This window comes from Streptomyces sp. NRRL S-350 (assembly GCF_000719705.1).
Lineage (GTDB): Bacteria > Actinomycetota > Actinomycetes > Streptomycetales > Streptomycetaceae > Kitasatospora.
The window spans coordinates 19,613-39,422 of the sequence record NZ_JOHO01000080.1; the positions used below are offsets into that span (position 1 = coordinate 19,613).

Below are 19,810 nucleotides of genomic sequence, written 5' to 3' on the forward strand. Positions count from 1 at the left end.
ACCTCGCGCCCCGATGACCTCGTGTCCCGTCGGCCGTGCACCCCGCCGGCCTCGCCGGACGTGGCCTGGCTCACCAAACCGGGCCACGCCGCAACCCGCTCCGGCGGAGCGACGTCTGTCCCGGCATAGGCTGAGCCGGGAATCCGATCGAACCGGCACCTTTCCGGCGTTGCCCCCCACCCCGCGGGGCGGTTCCGGACCGGCGGACGGCACGAGCGAACGGGAGCCACGGCATGGCGCAGGCGGACAGCACCGAGCGGATCGCGGCCCCCGGAGGCGCCGACGACGCGGCCCCCGCGGCCCGGGCCGGCGGCTTCCTGGGCCTGCGCGACTGGGGCCGCGACGCACGCGGCAGCACCACCTGGCGGCGCGGCCTGGTGATCGCCGTCCTGGCCCTGCTCACCGCCGCACTGCTCGCCTTCCACGCCGAGGCGCCCAACGGCGTCGGCAACCTCGGCAGCCTGCTGGAGACCTTCCTGCCCTGGCTGGGCCTGGCCGTCCCGGTGCTGCTGGTGCCCGCGCTGCTGCGCCGCTCCGCCACCGCGCTGCTCGCCCTGCTGCTGCCCGTCGCGCTCTGGGCCAACCTGTTCGGCGGCCTGCTGACCGACAAGAGCGGCGGCCGGGGCGACTTGACGGTGGTCAGCCACAACGTGGCCGCCGCCAACACCGACGTCCCGGCCACCGTCCGCGGGCTGGTGGCCTCCGGCGCCCAGATCGTCGCCCTCCAGGAGCTGGCCGGCAGGGCGATGCGCTCGTACGAGACCGGGCTCGCCGAGGCCTACCCGTACCACTCGGTGGAGGGCACGGTCGGGCTCTGGTCGAAGTACCCGATCAGCGGCGTCGCGCCGGTGGACCTCAAGATGGGCTGGACCAGGGCGTTCCGGGCGGAGGTCGCCACCCCGCAGGGCCCGGTCGCGGTGTACGTCGCGCACCTGCCCTCGGTGCGGCTGAAGGCCGAGGGCGGTTTCACCGTCGGCCAGCGGGACGCCAGCGCGCAGGCGCTCGGCGAGGCGATCCGGGCCGAGCCGGTCCGGAAGGTGCTGCTGCTCGGTGACCTCAACGGCACCATGAACGACCGCAGCCTCGCGCCCGTCACCTCGCAGATGCGCTCGGCCCAGGGCGCCGCCGGGGACGGCTTCGGCTTCAGCTGGCCCGCGTCGTTCCCGATGGCCCGGATCGACCAGATCATGAGCAGGGGCGGCCTCAAGCCGGTCGACTCCCGCACCCTGCCGCAGGACGGCAGCGACCACCTCGCGGTGGCCGCCACCTACCGGTACTCCTCGTAGGGCCGCCCCCCTGGCGCCGGGTCAGCCCCGGCGCCAGCGGTTGGTGATCGGCAGGCGCCGGTCCCGGCCGAAGTTCTTGACCGAGATCTTCGGGCCCGGCGGGTACTGGCGCCGCTTGTACTCGGCGGTGTCCACCAGCCGCACCACCCGGTCGACGACGGCCGGGTCGAAGCCGGCCGCCACGATCGCGTCCCGGCCCTCGTCGCCCTCGATGTAGCGCGCCAGCACGCTGTCCAGCAGGTCGTAGTCCGGCAGCGAGTCGCTGTCCATCTGGTCCGGCCGCAGCTCGGCGGACGGCGGCTTGGTGATGGTGTTCTCCGGGATCGGCGGCACCTCGCCGCGCCGCTCGGCCTCCTCGTTGCGCCAGCGGGCCAGCCGGAAGACCAGCGACTTGTAGACGTCCTTGATCGGCCCGTACGCGCCCACCGAGTCGCCGTACAGGGTCGAGTAGCCGACCGCCAGCTCGCTCTTGTTGCCGGGGGCGAGCACGATGTGCCCCTCCTGGTTGGAGATCGCCATCAGCAGGGTGCCGCGGAGCCGGGACTGCAGGTTCTCCTCGGCCAGGCCGGTCAGCTCGGTGGCGCCCATATAGGCGTCGAACATCGGGGCGATGGAGACGGTCCGGAAGTGCAGCCCGGTGCGGCGGGCCAGCTCGGCGGCGTCGCCCTTGGAGTGCTCGGAGGAGTAGCGGCTCGGCATCGAGACGCAGTGCACGTTGTCGGCGCCGATCGCGTCCACCGCGATCGAGGCCACCAGCGCCGAGTCGATGCCGCCGGAGAGACCGATCAGGACGGACCGGAAGCCGTTCTTGGCGACGTACGCCCGGGTGCCGGAGACCAACGCGGCCCAGATCTCCGCCTCGTCGGACAGCCGCGGCGCGATCTCGGCGACCGGCTTCCCCGCGAGCGCGGGCTGCGGCTCGCCGGGCAGCTCGGAGCGGACCAGGTGCAGCCCGTCGCTCAGCAGCAGACCGTCGGTGTGGTCGCTGCTGGCGGCCGGCAGGTCGAGGTCCAGCACCAGCAGGTGCTCCTCGAACTGCGGGGAGCGGGCGAGGACTTCGCCGTCGGCGCCGACCACGATCGAGTCGCCGTCGAAGACCAGCTCGTCCTGGCCGCCGACCATGTTGACGTACGCCAGGGTGCAGCCCGCCTCGGCCGCCCGGCGGCGGACCAGCTCCAGCCGTTGGTCGTCCTTGTTCCGCTCGTACGGCGAGCCGTTGATGACCAGCAGCAGCCCGGCCTCGGCCTCGCGGGCCGCCGTCACCCGGCCGCCGTCCTGCCAGATGTCCTCGCAGATCGCCAGCGCGACGTCCACCCCGTGCACCCGGACCACCGGCAGCTGGTCGCCCGGGACGAACCAGCGGAACTCGTCGAACACGCCGTAGTTGGGCAGGTGGTGCTTGGCGAAGCGGGTCACCACGGCGCCCCGGTGCAGCACGGCGGCGCAGTTCTGCGGCGACCCGGCGGGGCGGTTGAACCGCGGCGAGGCGTGCTCGGAGCGCCCGAGGTAGCCGACCACCACCGGCACCTCGCCCAGCCCGTCGGCCACCAGCCGGCCGGCCAGCTCCACCAGCGCGTCGCGGGAGGCCTCGACGAAGGAGCCGCGCAGGGCGAGGTCCTCGACCGGGTACCCGGTGAGGGCCATCTCGGGGAAGGCGACCAGCTGCGCGCCGGCCTCGACGGCCTGCTTGGTCCAGCGCACCACCTCAGCGCTGTTGCGGGCGAGGTCACCGACCCAGGGGTCGATCTGGCTCAGGGCGAGACGGAGTTTGGGCATGCGTCCGAGTGTAATCGTCTATCTGACGCGATGTCCCGCGAGGGGGTCCGAACCGGGGCGGCACTGCCGTCCCGGGCGATGATCGGCCATGATGGGGGCAATCGCGGGCAGTGGTCCTCCGGAGGCCTCCGGGGCGTAACACGAGCGTAAAGAGCAGAGGTGAGACTGTCCCCATGGGCAAGCAGCAGCAGTTCGTGCTTCGGACGCTCGAAGAGCGTGACATCCGGTTCGTCCGGCTGTGGTTCACCGACGTGCTCGGGTTCCTCAAGTCGGTCGCGGTGGCGCCGGCCGAGCTGGAACAGGCCTTCGAGGAAGGCATCGGCTTCGACGGCTCCGCGATCGAGGGCTTCGCCCGGGTGTACGAGTCCGACATGATCGCCAAGCCGGACCCGACCACCTTCCAGATCCTGCCGTGGCGCTCGGAGACCCCGGGCACCGCCCGGATGTTCTGCGACATCCTGATGCCGGACGGCTCGCCGTCCTTCGCCGACCCCCGGTTCGTGCTCAAGCGGACCCTGGAGAAGGCCTCCGACCAGGGCTTCACCTTCTACACCCACCCGGAGATCGAGTTCTTCCTGCTGAAGAACCTGCCCGGCGACGGCACCCCGCCGATCCCCGCCGACCAGTCCGGCTACTTCGACCACACCCCGCGCGGGGTCGGCCACGACTTCCGCCGGCAGGCGATCACGATGCTGGAGTCGATGGGCATCTCGGTGGAGTTCTCGCACCACGAGGGCGCCCCGGGCCAGCAGGAGATCGACCTGCGCTACGCCGACGCGCTGTCGACCGCCGACAACATCATGACCTTCCGCCTGGTCATGAAGGAGGTCGCGCTGGAGCAGGGCGTGCACGCGAGCTTCATGCCCAAGCCCTTCTCCGAGCACCCCGGCAGCGGCATGCACACCCACCTCTCGCTGTTCGAGGGCGACCGCAACGCCTTCCACGAGTCCGGTGCCGAGTACCAGCTCTCCAAGGTCGGCAGGTCCTTCATCGCCGGCCTGCTGAAGCACGCCGCCGAGATCGCCGCCGTCACCAACCAGTGGGTGAACTCCTACAAGCGCATCTGGGGCGGCTCCCAGCGCACCGCCGGCGCCGGCGGCGAGGCGCCGTCGTACATCTGCTGGGGCCACAACAACCGCTCCGCGCTGATCCGGGTGCCGATGTACAAGCCGGGCAAGCAGGGCTCCACCCGGATCGAGGTCCGCTCCCTCGACACCGGCTGCAACCCCTACCTCGCCTACGCGGTGACCCTCGCGGCCGGTCTGAAGGGCATCGAGGAGGGCTACGAGCTCCCGCCGGGCGCCGACGACGACGTGTGGGCGCTGTCCGACTCCGAGCGCCGCGCCCTCGGCATCCAGCCGATGCCGCAGAACCTCGGCGAGGCCATCGACCTGATGCAGCGCAGCGAACTCGTCGCCGAGACGCTGGGCGAGCACGTCTTCGACTTCTTCCTGCGCAACAAGCGCCAGGAGTGGGAGGAGTACCGCTCCGAGGTGACGCCGTTCGAACTGCGGAAGAACCTCCAGGTGCTCTGACGATCCGTCGGCATCCCCGGGGGCCTGGTCCGATCGGACCAGGCCCCCGGTGTCGTGCGGGGCCGGGTCGCGGCCGGGTCGCGGGCTCCTCGGTGCGATCGCCGCGAACGTACCGTCATCCGCCGTGAGCCGCGCGGGCGGTGTCCCCCGCACACATCAATCCGTTGGGCCGATGCGGTTACTCTGCAGCGGTGCCGAGCCGGGATGGGGGAGGGAGAGGCGTATTCAGTAAATCCGTTTTGCGGATCATCCTGGAGAGTCATGCGTACTCGAATCACCACCCTGGTCCTGTCCGGACTGGCCTCGGCCGCCCTCGTGTGCGGGGCCGGCTCCGCGGCCTACGCCTCGCCCCTCGTCGACGACAGCGCAGCCTCCTCGTCGGTCGAGGCCCAGGGCGAATGGGTCGACAACCTCCTCCGGCTGGCAGGGGAGGACAACGGCAACGACACCGGCACGTGGGCCCTCGGCAGCCGCGACGCCCTCCGGTCCGGCCTGGTGGTCCACCAGGGCTACCGGACCGGCGGCGCCAGGACCGACGCGGCCCCGGCCGACAGCCCGGCGCCGGAGGGCGAGGAGCCGGCCGACACCGCCGCGCAGGACGAACCGGCTCAGCCGGGCGAGGAGGACTCCGAGCGCGGCCGGCCCATGGCCCAGCCGTCGGTGCCGGCGGTCCCCGATGGCACGCCGACCGGTAGCGGCGACGACTGCCACGAAGGCGGCCACGGCGAGCATGGCGAGCACGGCGGCCATGGGGAGCACGGGGAGCATGGCGAGCACGGCGGCCACGGGGAGCACGGGGAGCACGGGGAGCACGGGGAGCACGGCGGCCACGGCGGCGAGCAGGGTCAGAACGGCCAGCAGAACAACCAGCAGGGCAACGAGCAGAACAACCAACAGAACAACGAGCAGAACCAGGCCCAGGGCCAGGACCAGAACCAGGCGCAGGGGCAGAGCCAGAACGGCCAGCAGAGCCAGGGCCAGGACCAGCACGTCGGCGTGACGGTCATCGTGCAGAACACCGTCGCCAACAACCTCAACAACAGTGCCAACAACAGCGCCGCCGCCAGCAGCAGCTCGAACAACTCCGCGCAGAACAGCGCTCAGAACGAGGCGCACAACTCGGCGCAGAACAACCAGTCGGCCTCGCAGTCCAACAACCTCTCCAACCACCAGAGCCAGGCCAACAAGCAGGCCTCGTACAACCTGAACAAGGTCAAGTTCGTCGAGGAGGAGCGGGCGCCGCACAAGACGGTGCACCAGGGCGGCAGCCACGGGCACGAGGGGAAGGGCGAGCACCACGGTGCGGGCGGGCAGTACTCGTCCGGGCACCACCACGCGGAGCTGGCCCATACGGGGAGCGGGCAGACGCCGATCCTGATCGCCCTCTCGGCGGCGTTCGTCGCGGCGGGCGCGGCGGCCATGCGGGTCAGCCGACGGCGCTCATGACCGGACCCGCCCCCCGGGGGCCGGGCGTCGAGTGACGGAGGGGCGGCGCGCCGAGGGCGCGCCGCCCCTCCGCCGTGTGTCACCGGCGCAGCTCGGCGGGGGGCGTACGGTCCTGGTCGATCGGCTCCTCCCGGACCAGGCTGCCCCAGACGGCCATCCGGTAGAGCGAGGTGTAGACCGGCGTGCACGTCGTGAGGGTGATGTAGCGGCCCGGTTCGGAGTACGGGGAGCCGGTGGGCAGCGGGGCGATGACACCGGTGTCGTCCTTGGAGGTCTGGGGCAGCGTGGCGTCGACGCGGTAGACGTACCAGCGGTCGCGGGTCTCCACGACCAGCGGGTCGCCCGGCTTCAGCCGGTCCAGGTCGTGGAACTTCGCGCCGTGCCCGTCGCGGTGGGCGGCGAGGGCGAAGTTGCCGGCCGCCTCCCAGGGCATGGCCGCACGGTACGGCGCCGTGTAGACGCCGGTGACCCCTTCCGCGAGGGTGTCGTCGTCGGTACCGAGCTTGATCAGCACCTGGTAGCCGGCGCCCAGGGCCGGCACGTGGAGGAAACCGATGGCGCCGTCCGGGTCGAACGGGGGCGGCGCGGCGGTGCCCGCGGTGGCGGTCGGCAGGGTCGGCGCGGCCGTCGGGGCCGTCGGGGCCGGTGAGATCGGCGGGGCCGCCGCCGACCAGGCCCGGCGAAGCTGCTCGGCGGCGAGGCCGGCGTGCCGGTCGGCCGTGAGGTCCGTCCACCACAGCGAGTAGACGACCAGCAGGGCGAGCAGCACGCCGACGGTGAACAGGAGGTCGCCGAGCACGCCGACCGCGGTCCGGAGGGGGCGTCGGCGCGGGGTTCGCTCCTCGGCCTGCTGTTCGGTCGGCATGGGTCGTCCCTTCGGGCGGGGGTGCGGGGGCGGCTGCCCGGCCGGTCGGCCCGAGGCGGGGCGTCCCGGCCGGTCATGCGCGTACTCGACCGCGCCCGCGAACCGACGGGCAAGCCGACACGCCCGCGCCGGGCCCGGGGGCCCTCCGCCCGGTCGACCGGAGCCGGGCGGATCCGGCCCGTGGGCCGTCCGGCGGCAGGCCGTCCGGGCGCGTAACCTGCTGGGGCGGACGGATGGAGGGGCCGATGGCGGTGGACGAGCAGCGGGCCGGTAGCCGGGTGAGCAGGCCGGAGAACCGGCTGGTCCGGCGCGGGTTCAACGACCCGGCGCGAGCGGTGCGGCTGTTGGAGGGCCCCGGACTGGAGGGGCTGGCCGACGACCCCGTACTGCTGGACGCCCTCGGTGCCACCGCCGACCCCGACCTCGCGCTGCTCGGGCTGGCCCGGCTGCTGGAGGCCGCCGACGAGACCGACCGGCGCACCCTGCGCGACACCCTCACCACGTCCAAACCGCTGCGCGACCGGCTGCTCGGCGTGCTCGGCGTCTCCACCGCGCTCGGCGACCACCTGGCCCGGCACCCGCACGACTGGCACGTACTGGTCACCTTCGAGCTGCGCGACATGCACCCGGGACCGGAGGACTTCCGCCGCGCGCTGACCGAGGGCGTCAAAGCCGAGGGCGTCCGGGCCGCGGGCGCCCGCGGCGGCGACCGCAGCCCGGCGGACGCCCTGCGGGCCGCCTACCGCCGCTGCCTGCTCGCCATCGCCGCCCGCGACCTGACCGGCACCACCGACCTCGCCCGGACCGCCGCCGAACTCGCCGACCTGGCCGGCGCCACCCTGCAGACCGCCCTGGACCTCGCCGCCGAGCAGGACCCGGAGGCCGCCGCGGCCTGCCGGCTCGCGGTGATCGGCATGGGCAAGTGCGGCGGCCGCGAGCTCAACTACGTCTCGGACGTGGACGTGATCTTCGTCGCCGAGCCGCGCGAGGGCGTGGACGAGCAGACGGCGGTCAAGGCCGCCACCCGGCTGGCCGCCGCCCTCACCCGGCTCTGCGCGGACACCACCGGCGAGGGCACCATCTGGCCGGTGGACGCCAACCTGCGGCCCGAGGGCCGCAACGGGCCGCTGGTGCGCACCCTGGCAAGCCACCTCGCCTACTACCAGCGCTGGGCCAAGACCTGGGAGTTCCAGGCCCTGCTCAAGGCCCGGCCGGTCGCCGGGGACGCCGAACTCGGCGCCGCGTACGTCGAAGCGCTCGCCCCGATGGTCTGGCAGGCCGCCGCCCGGGAGAACTTCGTCGCCGACGTGCAGCAGATGCGCCGCCGGGTGATCGACTCCATCCCCGCGACCGAACTCGACCGCCAGCTCAAGCTCGGCCCGGGCGGGCTGCGCGACGTCGAGTTCTCCGTCCAGCTGCTGCAACTCGTGCACGGCCGCACCGACCCGGCGCTGCGCAGCGGCAACACCCTGGAGGCGCTGGCCGCGCTGTCCCGGGGCGGGTACGTCGGCCGGGCGGACGCCGCCTCGCTGGACACCGCGTACCGCTTCCTGCGCTCGCTGGAACACCGGATCCAGCTGTACCGGCTGCGCCGCACCCACCTGATGCCCACCGCGGCGGAGGACCTGCGCCGGCTCGCCCGCTCGCTGGCCGCGCTGATCAACGACGACACCCGCGCCGACCCGGTGGCCGCGCTGCACCGCGAGTGGAAGCGGCACGCGGTGGAGGTGCGGCGGCTGCACGAGAAGCTGTTCTACCGGCCGCTGCTCGACGCCGTCGCCGAGCTGCCGCCGGGCGCCGCCGGGCTGACCCCGGACGCCGCGCGGGCCCGGCTGGAGGCGCTCGGCTACACGGACCCGGCCGCCGCGCTGCGGCACATCAGCGCCCTCGCCTCCGGGGTGAGCCGCAAGGCAGCGATCCAGCGCACCCTGCTGCCGGTGCTGCTCGGCTGGTTCGCCGACTCGGCCGACCCGGACGCCGGGCTGCTCAACTTCCGCCAGGTCTCCGACGCGCTCGGCCGCACCCCCTGGTACCTGCGGCTGCTGAGGGACGAGAGCGCCGCCGCCGAGCAGCTGGCCCGGGTGCTGTCGGCCGGCCGGCTCGCCCCGGACCTGCTGCTGCGCGCCCCCGAGGCGGTCGCCATGCTCGGCGACCCGCAGGGCCTGGAACCGCGCGGCCGGGCCGCCCTGGAGGGGGAGATACTGGCCGCCGTCGGCCGGGCCGGCTCCACCACCGCCGCCGTGGCCGCCGCCCGCTCGGTGCGCCGCCGGGAGCTGTTCCGGACGGCCGCCGCGGACGTCCTCGGCAGGCTCGGGGACGACCCCGCCGAGGCACTCGACAGCTCGGGCGAGGCGCTCACCGCGCTCAACGCCGCCACCCTGCAGGGCGCGCTGCGGGCCTGCGTCGCGGGCTGGGAGGCCGAGCACGGGGACCTGCCCACCCGGATCTCGGTGATCGCGATGGGCCGCTTCGGCGGCCACGAACTGGGCTACGGCTCCGACGCCGACGTGCTCTTCGTCCACGAGCCGCTGCTCGGCTCGCTGGAGGAGGAGGCCGCCCGGGCCGCCCAGGCGGTCTGCCACGAGCTGCGCGCCCAGCTCGGCGCGCCCTCCACCGAGCCGCCGCTGCTGGTCGACGCGGACCTGCGGCCGGAGGGGCGCAGCGGACCGCTCGTCCGCACCCTCGCCTCGTACGCGGCGTACTACCGGCGCTGGTCGCACGCCTGGGAGAGCCAGGCGCTGCTGCGGGCCGAGCCGGTGGCCGGGGACCCGGGGCTGGGCGCGCGGTTCCGGCAGCTGATCGACCCGCTGCGCTACCCGGGCAGCGGGGTGCCGGAGCGGGACCTGACGGAGATCCGCCGGATCAAGGCCCGGATCGAGGCCGAGCGGCTGCCGCGCGGCGCAGACCCGACCACCCACACCAAGATCGGGCGGGGCGGCCTGGCGGACGTGGAGTGGACGGTCCAACTGCTCCAGCTCCAGCACGGGCACGCGCTGCCGGGCCTGCGCACCACCCGGACCAGGGCGGCGCTGGCGGCGGCCGTGGACGCCGGGCTGGTGAAGCCGGAGGACGGGGAGGTGCTGGAGGCGGCCTGGGTGCTGGCCTCCCGGGTGCGGGCCGCGGTGATGCTGGTGCGCGGCAGGCCCGGGGACAGCTTCCCGGGGGAGGCCCGGGAGCTGGCCGGGGTGGCCCGTTACCTCGGGTACGGGGCCGGGCACAGCGGCGAGCTGCTGGACGACTACCGGCGGACCACGCGGCGGGCCCGCGTGGTGGTGGACCGGCTGTTCTACGGCACCGGCTGAGCCGAGCCCGGGCTCGGCTGGGCCGCCCGGGCCCGGCTGGGTTGCCCGGGCCCGGGTTGGGCCGCGGGCGCGCCCCTGAGCGTCCGGGCATGCGAGAGGGGCCCCTGCCCGGGGCCCCTCTCGTCTGCTGCGGCTACCGGCGCGCGGAGCTGGCCGCGGGCTCGCTCCACTGCTCCGGCACGGTGATCGGCTGCTCGGCCGCCGCCTCCCGGGCGGGCACCCGGGGCAGCTTGTAGACCCACTCGTGGTAGAGCCAGCGGGCGGCGAGGAAGCCGGCAGCCAGGCAGATCTCGCCGCCGACGGCATCCATCCAGAAGTGGTTGGCGGTCGAGACGATGACCATCAGCGTGGCGGCCGGGTACATCAGGCCGAGCGCCCTGACCCACTTCCGGCGGGCCAGGAAGAAGATCGCCAGGCCGCACCACATCGACCAGCCGATGTGCATCGACGGCATCGCGGCGTACAGGTTGGAGACGTGGGCGGCGGGCCCGGAGGCGAACGAGCCCCAGGTGCCGTGGGTCTTCACGGTGTCGATGAAGCCGCCGTCGGTCATCAGCCGGGGCGGGGCCAGCGGGAAGGCGTAGAAGCCGACCAGGGCGATCAGGGTGGTGACGAACAGCACGGTGCGGGCTGCGACGTAACGGCCGGGGTGGCTGCGGTAGAGCCAGACCAGGACGCCGATCGTGATGATGAAGTGCAGCGTCGCGTAGTAGTAGTTCATCCCGGTGATGAGCCACCCGACGCTGTCCATCGCGTGGTTGATCGAGTGCTCGACGGCGATGCCGAGGTGCTGCTCCAGGTGCCAGATCCAGCGCGCGTGCTTCTGGGCTATCGCTTCCTGCTCCGGGACCGCGTTGCGGACCAGGGAGTAGATCCAGTAGCTGACGCCGATCAGGGCGAGTTCGATCCAGAGCCGCGGCCTGGCCGGTGAACGGCGCTGGTCGCGGACGCGGCTGCGCAGGGCGGCGGTTCGGGACTGGGCGGCGCGGGTGGCTCCGTCGGGCCGGGGGCCGGGACCGGCCTTCACCGCCGCGGAACCGCCACCGGTGGCCGTGTCGGCGCGCCCGGCGTCGCCTCGCTGGATCTCGGTCGGTTCCCCCATGGACGGCAAGTCTGCCAGACCGCTCGTAGCCGTCTGCTCATCCTCCGGAAGTGGATTCTTCACCGGCTGTCCCCCTTGAGGGCTAGGCGCCGGCTCCCACCGGGGTAGGGGGTGCTCTGGGTTCTGGTGCGTACCGGTGGGACGGGCATACGTCCCATTGTCACGCTCGTCCCTCCGGGGGAGTAATCGGGGTGGCCGGAGATGGCCGACGACCTGGATTTTCCGGCGACGAAACCGTTTCTGCATCTTGCTGAAACATATTGCAGGCCGCTAGCTTCCTGGGAACTCGATCGCCCCTTCCCCTAAGGGAGCCCTCAGTGGCCGACGCCCCGCTCCGCCCCCGGCGGAGCACTTCCCCACGCAGACCCGGCCGCACGGCCGTCCTGCTGGCCGCAGCGCTGACCGCCGCCACGCTCGGCAGCGCCCCCGCAGCCCTGGCAGCCGCCCCGCCGGCCCCGCCCTCGGACGCCGCGCTCGCGGCCACCGCCGGGCGGCACGACCTCACCCGCGAGCAGTTCTACTTCGTCCTGCCCGACCGCTTCGCCAACGGCGACACCGCCAACGACAGCGGCGGCATCACCGGCGGCCGGCTGGACAACGGCTTCGACCCGGCCGACAAGGGCTTCTACCACGGTGGCGACCTGGCCGGCCTGATCCAGAAGCTCGACTACATCCAGGACCTCGGCACCACCGCGATCTGGATGGCGCCGATCTTCAAGAACAAGCCGGTGCAGGGCAGCGGCGCGGACGCGTCCGCGGGCTACCACGGCTACTGGATCACCGACTTCACCCAGGTCGACCCGCACTTCGGCACCAACGACCAGCTCAAGGAGCTGATAGCCAAGGCGCACGCCCGCGGCATCAAGGTCTTCTTCGACGTCATCACCAACCACACCGCCGACGTCATCGACGACGCCGAGCAGCAGCACGGCTACCGCTCCGTCGGCGCCTACCCGACGCTCGACACCGACGGCAAGCCGGTCGACGAGACCGCCGTCGCCGACGCGGGCGCCCCCTGGCCGCGGACCACCAAGGACTCCTTCCCGTACACCCCGGTCTTCCGCAACCCCGGCGACGCCACCGCCAAGACCCCGTCCTGGCTCAACGACCCCTCGCTCTACCACAACCGGGGCGACTCGACCTTCGTCGGCGAATCCGCCACCGAGGGCGACTTCAGCGGCCTGGACGACCTCGACACCCAGAACCCCCGGGTGGTGAAGGGCTTCGAGAAGGTCTACCAGCAGTGGGTCAAGGACGCCGGCGTGGACGGCTTCCGGATCGACACCGTCAAGCACGTCAACATGGCGTTCTGGCAGCAGTGGGCGCCTGCGCTGAAGGACTTCGCGGCCAAGCAGGGCAACAAGAAGTTCTTCATGTTCGGCGAGGTCTACTCCGGCGACCCGGCGATCACCTCGCCGTACGTCACCAAGGGCAAGCTCCAGGCCACCCTCGACTTCCCGTTCCAGGGGGCGGCCCGCTCCTACGTCTCCCAGGGCGGCTCGGCGAAGGCCCTCGCCGACGTCTACGGCCAGGACTACCGCTACACCAGCGCCGACACCGACGCGTACGAGCTGCCGACCTTCCTCGGCAACCACGACATGGGGCGCTTCGGCTCCTTCCTGCTCGCCGACAACCCGGGCGCCGACGACGCCACGCTGCTCGGCAAGGAACGGCTCGCCAACGAGCTGCAGTTCCTCACCCGCGGCCAGCCCGTCGTCTACTACGGCGACGAACAGGGCTTCACCGGCGCCGGCGGCGACAAGGACGCCCGGCAGGACCTGTTCGCCTCGAAGACGCCCTCGTACAACACCGACCGGGTGCTCGGCGGCCCCGCCGGCGCGGCCGACCGGTACGGGCAGGACGGCGAGCTCTACCGGGGCATCGCCGGACTGGCCGCGCTGCGCCGCGACAACCCGGCACTGGCCGACGGCGCCCAGATCGAGCGGTACGCCGCCGACGGCCCGGGCGTGTACGCCTTCTCCCGGATCGACGCGGGGCAGCAGGTCGAGTACCTGGCGGCGGTCAACAACGCCACCGAGGCGAAGACCGTCACGCTGGACACCTTCTCGGCGGGGATGGGCTTCGACCGGATCCACCCGGCGGCGGGGGAGCACGTCACCAGCGGCGCGGACCGCAAGGTGACCGTGACCGTCCCCGCGCTGTCCTCCGTCGTGTTCAAGGCGGCCGGCAAGCTCGCGGCCGTCGGCGCGGCCCCGCAGATCGCGCTCACGCCGCCGGCGGACGGCTCCACCGGGCTCGTCACGGTGGGCGCCCGCGTCGACGGCGGCGGCTTCGACCGGGTGAGCTTCGCCGCCCAGATCGGCAACGGCCCCTGGCAGACGCTGGGCACCGCCGACAACGGCCGGTACCTGGTGACGCAGGACCTCGGCGCCGTCGCCCCCGGCACGGTCGTCCGGTACAAGGCCGTCGTCCAGGACTCCAGCGGCCACCTGCGCTCCGCCACCGCCGCCTTCACCACCGGCACCCCCGCACCCCAGCCCAAGCCCACCGCCGGCGCCCGCCCGTACGCCGTCGTCCACTACAACCGGCCGGACGGCGACTACGACGGCTGGAACCTCTACGCCTGGGGCGACCTCGCCGACGGCGAGGCCACCCCGTGGCCGGCCGGGCACCCCTTCACCGGACGCGACGCGTACGGCGCCTTCGCCTACGTGCGGCTCAAGCCCGGCGCCTCGGACGTCGGGTTCATCGTGGAGAAGAACGGCGCCAAGGACGTCGACGCCGACCGGCACATCGACGTCGGCAGCACCGGCGAGGTGTGGCTCAAGCAGGGCGACCCGACCGTGCGCACCGCCGACCCCGGGCCGGCCGACACACCGCCGGCGAACACCGCCGTCATCCACTACAACCGGGCCGACGGCGACTACGACGGCTGGGGCCTGCACGACTGGACCGGCGCCGCCACCCCCACCGACTGGGGCAGACCGCTGACGCCGGCGCGCCGCGACGCCTTCGGCGCCGTCTTCGAGGTGCCGCTGGCACCCGGCGCGACCAGCCTCAGCTACATCCTGCACAAGGGCAACGACAAGGACCTGCCCGCCGACCAGTCGCTGGACTTCGCGGTCGACGGCAAGGAGATCTGGATCCTCGGCGGCCGTGAGGGCCACCTGCTGCCGCAGAGCCCGGCCGCCTCCTCCCAGATCGACCTCGGCAGCGCCAAGGCGCAGTGGATCGACGCCAAGACCGTCGTCGTCCCGGTGAACTACGGCGCGGGCGACGACGCCCTGGCCGGCGGCACCAGCGCCCAGCTCGTCTACGACCCGGCCGGAGGCATCCGGGCCGACAAGGGCACGCTCACCGAACCCGGCCGGTGGCTGAGGCTCACGCCGGTCAGGAGCGGGCTCACCGACGCGCAGAAGGCCAAGTACCCGCACCTGGCGGGCTACCGGGCCTTCACCGTGGACGCCCGCGACGCCACCCGCGTCCCGGCCGCGCTGCGCGGCCAGCTGCTGTTCACCGAACACCTGCCCAACGGCGCCGTCCTGGCCGCGACCGGGGTCCAGACCCCCGGCGTGCTGGACGACCTGTACGCCGGGCGGACCGGCAAGGTCGACTTCGGCCCGGCGTACTACGACGGCAAGGTGGCGCTGTCGGTCTGGGCGCCGACCGCGCAGGACGTCTCCGTCCAGGTCTTCGACGGCCCCACCGGCGGCACCCCCACGACACTGCCGCTGAAGCTGGACGACGAGACCGGCGTGTGGGAAGTCGTCCGGGACAAGCGCGAGTTGGACGGCAAGTACTACCTGTACCAGGTGAAGGTCTGGGCGCCCTCGGCGCAGCAGCTGGTGGTCGACACCGTCACCGACCCGTACTCGGTGGCGCTCTCCGCCGACTCCGGGCGCAGCCTGGTCGCCGACCTCGACGCCAAGGAGCTCAAGCCCGCCGGCTGGGACGACCACGCCCGCCCGCAGGCCGTCCCGCCCGCGCAGCAGCAGATCCAGGAACTGCACGTCCGGGACTTCTCGGTGGCGGACACCACCGTCCCGGCCGCCGAGCGCGGCACCTACCTGGCGTTCACCGAGTCGAACTCGGCCGGCATGCAGCACCTGCGGGAGCTGGCCAAGGCCGGGATCACCACGATCCACCTGCTGCCGACCTTCGACATCGCCACCATCCGGGAGAACCGGGCCGACCAGAAACTGCCGGCCTGCGACCTCAAGTCCCTGCCCCCGGACGGCCCCAAGCAGCAGGAGTGCGTGGCCGCCGTCGCCGCCGACGACGCCTACAACTGGGGCTACGACCCGCTGCACTACAACGTGCCGGAGGGCTCGTACGCGACCGACCCCGGCGGCACCGCCCGCACCGTGCAGTTCCGGCAGATGGTGCAGGCGATGCACGCGGCCGGACTGCGGGTGGTGCTCGACGTGGTCTACAACCACACCGCCGCCAGCGGCCGGGCCGACCACTCGGTGCTCGACCGGGTGGTCCCCGGCTACTACCAGCGGCTGGACGCGGACGGCAAGGTGACGACGGACAGCTGCTGCGCCGACACCGCGCCCGAGCACGCCATGATGAACCGGCTGGTGGTCGACTCCGTGACCCTCTGGGCCCGGGAGTACAAGGTGGACGGCTTCCGCTTCGACCTGATGGGCCTGGATCCCAAGTCCACCATGCTGGACGTGCAGGCCGCACTGCGGAAGATGACACCGGACTCGGACGGCGTGGACGGGAAGAACGTCTTCCTGTACGGCGAGGGCTGGAACTTCGGCGCCGTCGCGAACAACGCCCGGTTCGAGCAGGCCACCCAGGCCAACATGGCCGGCACCGGCATCGCCACCTTCGACGACCGGATCCGCGACGCCGCCCGCGGCGGCAACTTCATGCTCGACTCCGCCCCGCAACAGGGCTTCGCCTCCGGCCTGTTCACCGACCCCAACGGCGCGCCCGCGAACGGCACCCCGGAGGAGCAGAAGGCCCGGCTCCTGCACCAGATGGACCAGCTGAAGGTGAGCCTGACCGGCAACCTGGCCGGCTACGCCTTCACCGACAGCTCAGGGAAGGCCGTCACCGGCGCCCAGGTCGACTACAACGGCGCCCCGACCGGGTACGCGGCCAAGCCGGGCGAGGCGGTGGAGTACGTGGACGCCCACGACAACACCGACCTCTTCGACGCGCTCGCGTACAAGCTGCCGACCGCCACCGCGCCCGCCGACCGGGCCCGGATGCAGGCGCTCGGGCTCTCCCTCACCGCGCTCACCCAGGGCGCGGGCTTCGCCCAGGCCGGCAGCGACCTGCTGCGCTCCAAGTCGCTCGACTCCAACTCCTACGACTCCGGCGACTGGTTCAACGCGATCCACTGGGACGCCGCGGACGGCAACGGCTGGGGCCACGGCCTGCCGCCGGCGGCCGACAACAAGGCGATGTGGCCGACCGCGCAGTCCCTGCTGGCGAACCCGGAGCTGACCGTCGGCGCGGCCGACATCAGGGCGGCCTCGGCGCAGTACCAGGAGTTCCTGCGGATCAAGCAGTCCTCGCCGCTGTTCTCGCTGCCGACCCTGGCCGCCGTCCAGCAACGGCTCTCGTACCCGCTCTCCGGCACGGCCGGCGAGACGCCCGGGGTGATCACCCTGCACCTCGACGGGACCGGGCTGAAGGGCGCGGAGAAGGGCATCACCGTGGTCTTCAACGCCACGCCCACCGCGCAGACGCAGACCGTGGCGGCCCTGAAGGGGACGAGCCAGGCGCTGCACCCCGTCCAGGCGGGCGGGGCGGACGGGGTGGTGAAGCGGTCCGGCTTCGACGCCGGGACCGGCACGTTCACCGTGCCGGGGCGCACCGTGGCGGTGTTCGTCCAGGGCTGACTCCGGCGCTCGTCGAGGGCTGACTCCGGCGTTCCTGCGGCGCTCGGCGCGTGTCGTTTCGGAACTGGTCCGTACACCACGCAACTGTCGGGCCCCGCACCGCTGTTCAAGCGGCGCGGGGCCCGGTTCCGTTCCGGCGCAACAGTGGCCGGAAACCGTTCCTGGCACGGCCGGAAGTGTGACGTGCCGCGCCCGCTCGGCGCTGCGCGCTGCCCGACGCGCCCTCCGGCGGTTCTGAGCGCTGGTCAGTGACCACCGGCGGTGATCGAACTTTGTCCGGACCATGAAAACCGTGTTCACGACTGTGCAAAGCCGTAGCACAACTGACTTACCGCCATGCATACGGTTTCGGTAATGAACCGGCCAATCGGTGGCATGCATCTGTCATTGACGGCCGGTTTGCTGCCACGATTCCTCCGGCTGCAGACGAGGGGGCCCCACCTCCCGGTGCAGCTGCTCCAGTCCAGGTGCAGCGCGTCCCGACCTGCAACGGGTTGTGAGCACCGCAACCCGCTACCGCACCTCCGTCGCACCCGGCGGGGGCCCCCACTGCGCCGCAACCCCGCGGCCCAGGTTTCTCTCCACCGGCGCGAACCGGCGCCGGTCGGAAAAGGAGTCCGCATGTCCCGTTACGCTCACGCCCGGAAGGCGGCGGTCGTCATGGCCGCCTCCACCGCGCTGCTGGTCACCGGCATACCGGTCATCGCCCAGGCGGCCACGCCGGACGCGCCGGCCGCCGTCGCGGCCCAGCAGACCACCCGGGCCGCGCTGATCGCCTCGGCGAACCAGCAGACCGCCTCGCTCGCCCAGGCCCTCGGCCTGAGCAGCCAGGAGAAGCTGGTCACCAAGGACGTCGTCCAGGACGCCAACGGCGGTCGCCACCTGCGCTACGAGCGCACCTACGCCGGACTGCCCGTCCTGGGCGGCGACCTGATCGTCCACCAGGACGCGAACGGTGCCACCAAGAGCGTGACCAAGGCCAGCGAGGCCACCCTCGCCGGCGTCGACACCACCCCGGCCCAGGCCGCGCCGAAGGCCCAGGCCGCCGCGCTGGCCGTCGAGGCGGGCTCCGTCGACACCGCCCCCCGCCTGGTGGTGTGGGCCGCGGACGGCACCCCGAAGCTCGCCTGGGAGACCGTCATCGCCGGCCGCGAGTCCGACGGCACCCCGAGCAAGCTGCACGTGGTGACCGACGCCAAGACCGGTGACGTGCTCAGCAAGGCCGACGGCATCAAGCGGGGCACCGGCACCGGCGTCTTCGTCGGCACCGTCCCGCTGACCACCACCCAGAGCGGCTCGACCTACTCGCTCAAGGACGCCACCCGCGGCGGCCAGAACACCACCGACATGAAGAACGGCACCTCCGGCAACGGCACGCTGTTCACCAAGTCCTCGGACACCTGGGGCAACGGCCAGGCCAGCAACCGCGAGTCGGCCGCCGTGGACGCGCAGTTCGGCGCCGCCGCGACCTGGGACTTCTACAAGAACACCTTCGGCCGCAACGGCATCCGCAACGACGGCGTCGGCGCCATGAGCCGGGTCCACTACGACACCGGCTACGTCAACGCGTTCTGGGACGACTCCTGCTTCTGCATGACCTACGGCGACGGCTCGGGCGACACCCACCCGCTCACCGAACTCGACGTCGCCGGCCACGAGATGAGCCACGGCGTCACCTCGGCCACCGCCAACCTGAACTACTCGGGCGAGTCCGGCGGCCTCAACGAGGCCACCTCGGACATCTTCGGCAACATGGTCGAGTTCTACGCGAACCTGCCCAAGGACGTGCCGGACTACCTGGTCGGCGAGCTGATCGACATCAACGGCAACGGTACGCCGCTGCGCTACATGGACAAGCCCTCCAAGGACGGCACCTCGGCCGACTCCTGGTACTCGGGCGTCGGCAACCTGGACGTGCACTACTCGTCCGGTGTCGCCAACCACTTCTTCTACCTGCTGGCCGAGGGCAGCGGCGCCAAGGTGATCAACGGCGTCAGCTACAACAGCCCCACGGTCAACAACATCACCGTCACCGGCATCGGCCGGGACAAGGCGCAGCAGGTCTGGTACAAGGCGCTGACCGCCTACATGACCTCGACCACCAACTACGCCGCCGCCCGTACCGCGACCCTGAACGCGGCCACCGACCTGTACGGCGCGAACAGCGCCGAGTACAACGCGGTCGCCACCGCCTGGGCCGCCGTCAACGTCGGCTCGCTGCCCAACCCGGGCGGCGTCACCGTCACCAGCCCGGGCAACCAGTCGACCGCCGTCGGCACCGCGGTCAACCTGGCGATCAAGGCGTCGGGTGGGACGGCTCCGCTGTCGTACTCGGCGACGGGCCTGCCGGCCGGTCTGGTGATCAACGCGTCGACCGGTGCGATCACGGGTACGCCGACCACGGCGGGCACCTCGAACGTGACGGTGACGGTGAAGGACTCGGCGGGCAAGTCGGGGACGGCGAGCTTCACCTGGACGGTGACCAGTGGTGGCGGCGGCGGTTGCACGCCGGCGCAGCTGCTGGGCAACCCGGGCTTCGAGACGGGTTCGGCGTCGCCGTGGACGGCGAGCTCCGGCGTGGTCGACAACAGCTCGGGCCAGGCCGCGCACGGCGGTTCCTGGAAGGCGTGGATGAACGGCTACGGCTCCGCGCACACCGACTCGCTGTCGCAGACG

At 72.6% G+C, this 19,810-nt stretch carries 9 protein-coding genes; 6 read left to right on the forward strand and 3 right to left on the reverse strand.

What is annotated here, in order from left to right:
• Nucleotides 1-233 precede the first annotated feature (233 nt).
• A complete protein-coding gene (locus tag IF30_RS0136650; RefSeq protein WP_030246712.1) occupies nucleotides 234-1,286 on the forward strand; it encodes an endonuclease/exonuclease/phosphatase family protein in 1,053 nt (350 codons plus the stop codon).
• Between the two features lie 21 nt (nucleotides 1,287-1,307).
• Here IF30_RS0136650 and IF30_RS0136655 read toward each other — a convergent pair whose 3' ends face one another.
• Nucleotides 1,308-3,062: an NAD+ synthase gene (locus IF30_RS0136655; RefSeq protein ID WP_030246713.1), complete on the reverse strand. Its 1,755-nt coding sequence runs from the start codon at nucleotides 3,060-3,062 to the stop codon at nucleotides 1,308-1,310.
• Nucleotides 3,063-3,235: 173 nt separating this feature from the next.
• Here IF30_RS0136655 and glnA point away from each other — a divergent pair, with 173 nt between their 5' ends.
• Complete coding sequence (gene glnA, locus IF30_RS0136660) at nucleotides 3,236-4,597, forward strand: type I glutamate--ammonia ligase (protein ID WP_030246715.1); 1,362 nt, start codon at nucleotides 3,236-3,238, stop codon at nucleotides 4,595-4,597.
• Nucleotides 4,598-4,858: 261 nt separating this feature from the next.
• On the forward strand, nucleotides 4,859-6,043 hold the full coding sequence (locus IF30_RS48305; protein ID WP_030246717.1) for a hypothetical protein: 1,185 nt from the start codon (nucleotides 4,859-4,861) through the stop codon (nucleotides 6,041-6,043).
• A gap of 79 nt (nucleotides 6,044-6,122) precedes the next feature.
• Here IF30_RS48305 and IF30_RS0136670 read toward each other — a convergent pair whose 3' ends face one another.
• Nucleotides 6,123-6,908 carry a class E sortase gene (locus tag IF30_RS0136670; protein WP_030246719.1) on the reverse strand — a complete coding sequence of 262 codons (786 nt, stop codon included), beginning with the start codon at nucleotides 6,906-6,908 and terminating at the stop codon, nucleotides 6,123-6,125.
• Nucleotides 6,909-7,153: 245 nt separating this feature from the next.
• Here IF30_RS0136670 and IF30_RS0136675 point away from each other — a divergent pair, with 245 nt between their 5' ends.
• A complete protein-coding gene (locus IF30_RS0136675) occupies nucleotides 7,154-10,210 on the forward strand; it encodes a bifunctional [glutamine synthetase] adenylyltransferase/[glutamine synthetase]-adenylyl-L-tyrosine phosphorylase (RefSeq protein WP_030246720.1) in 3,057 nt (1,018 codons plus the stop codon).
• Nucleotides 10,211-10,343: 133 nt separating this feature from the next.
• Here the strand turns inward: IF30_RS0136675 and IF30_RS0136680 are convergent, their stop codons facing one another.
• Nucleotides 10,344-11,312, reverse strand: coding sequence for a phosphatase PAP2 family protein (locus tag IF30_RS0136680; RefSeq protein ID WP_037902428.1), 969 nt, complete (start codon nucleotides 11,310-11,312; stop codon nucleotides 10,344-10,346).
• Between the two features lie 317 nt (nucleotides 11,313-11,629).
• Here IF30_RS0136680 and pulA point away from each other — a divergent pair, with 317 nt between their 5' ends.
• On the forward strand, nucleotides 11,630-17,134 hold the full coding sequence (gene pulA / locus IF30_RS0136685) for a pullulanase-type alpha-1,6-glucosidase (protein WP_030246723.1): 5,505 nt from the start codon (nucleotides 11,630-11,632) through the stop codon (nucleotides 17,132-17,134).
• 621 nt (nucleotides 17,135-17,755) lie between these two features.
• On the forward strand, nucleotides 17,756-19,810 hold a 2,055-nt coding region (locus IF30_RS0136690; protein WP_051712014.1), incomplete at its 3' end, for a M4 family metallopeptidase.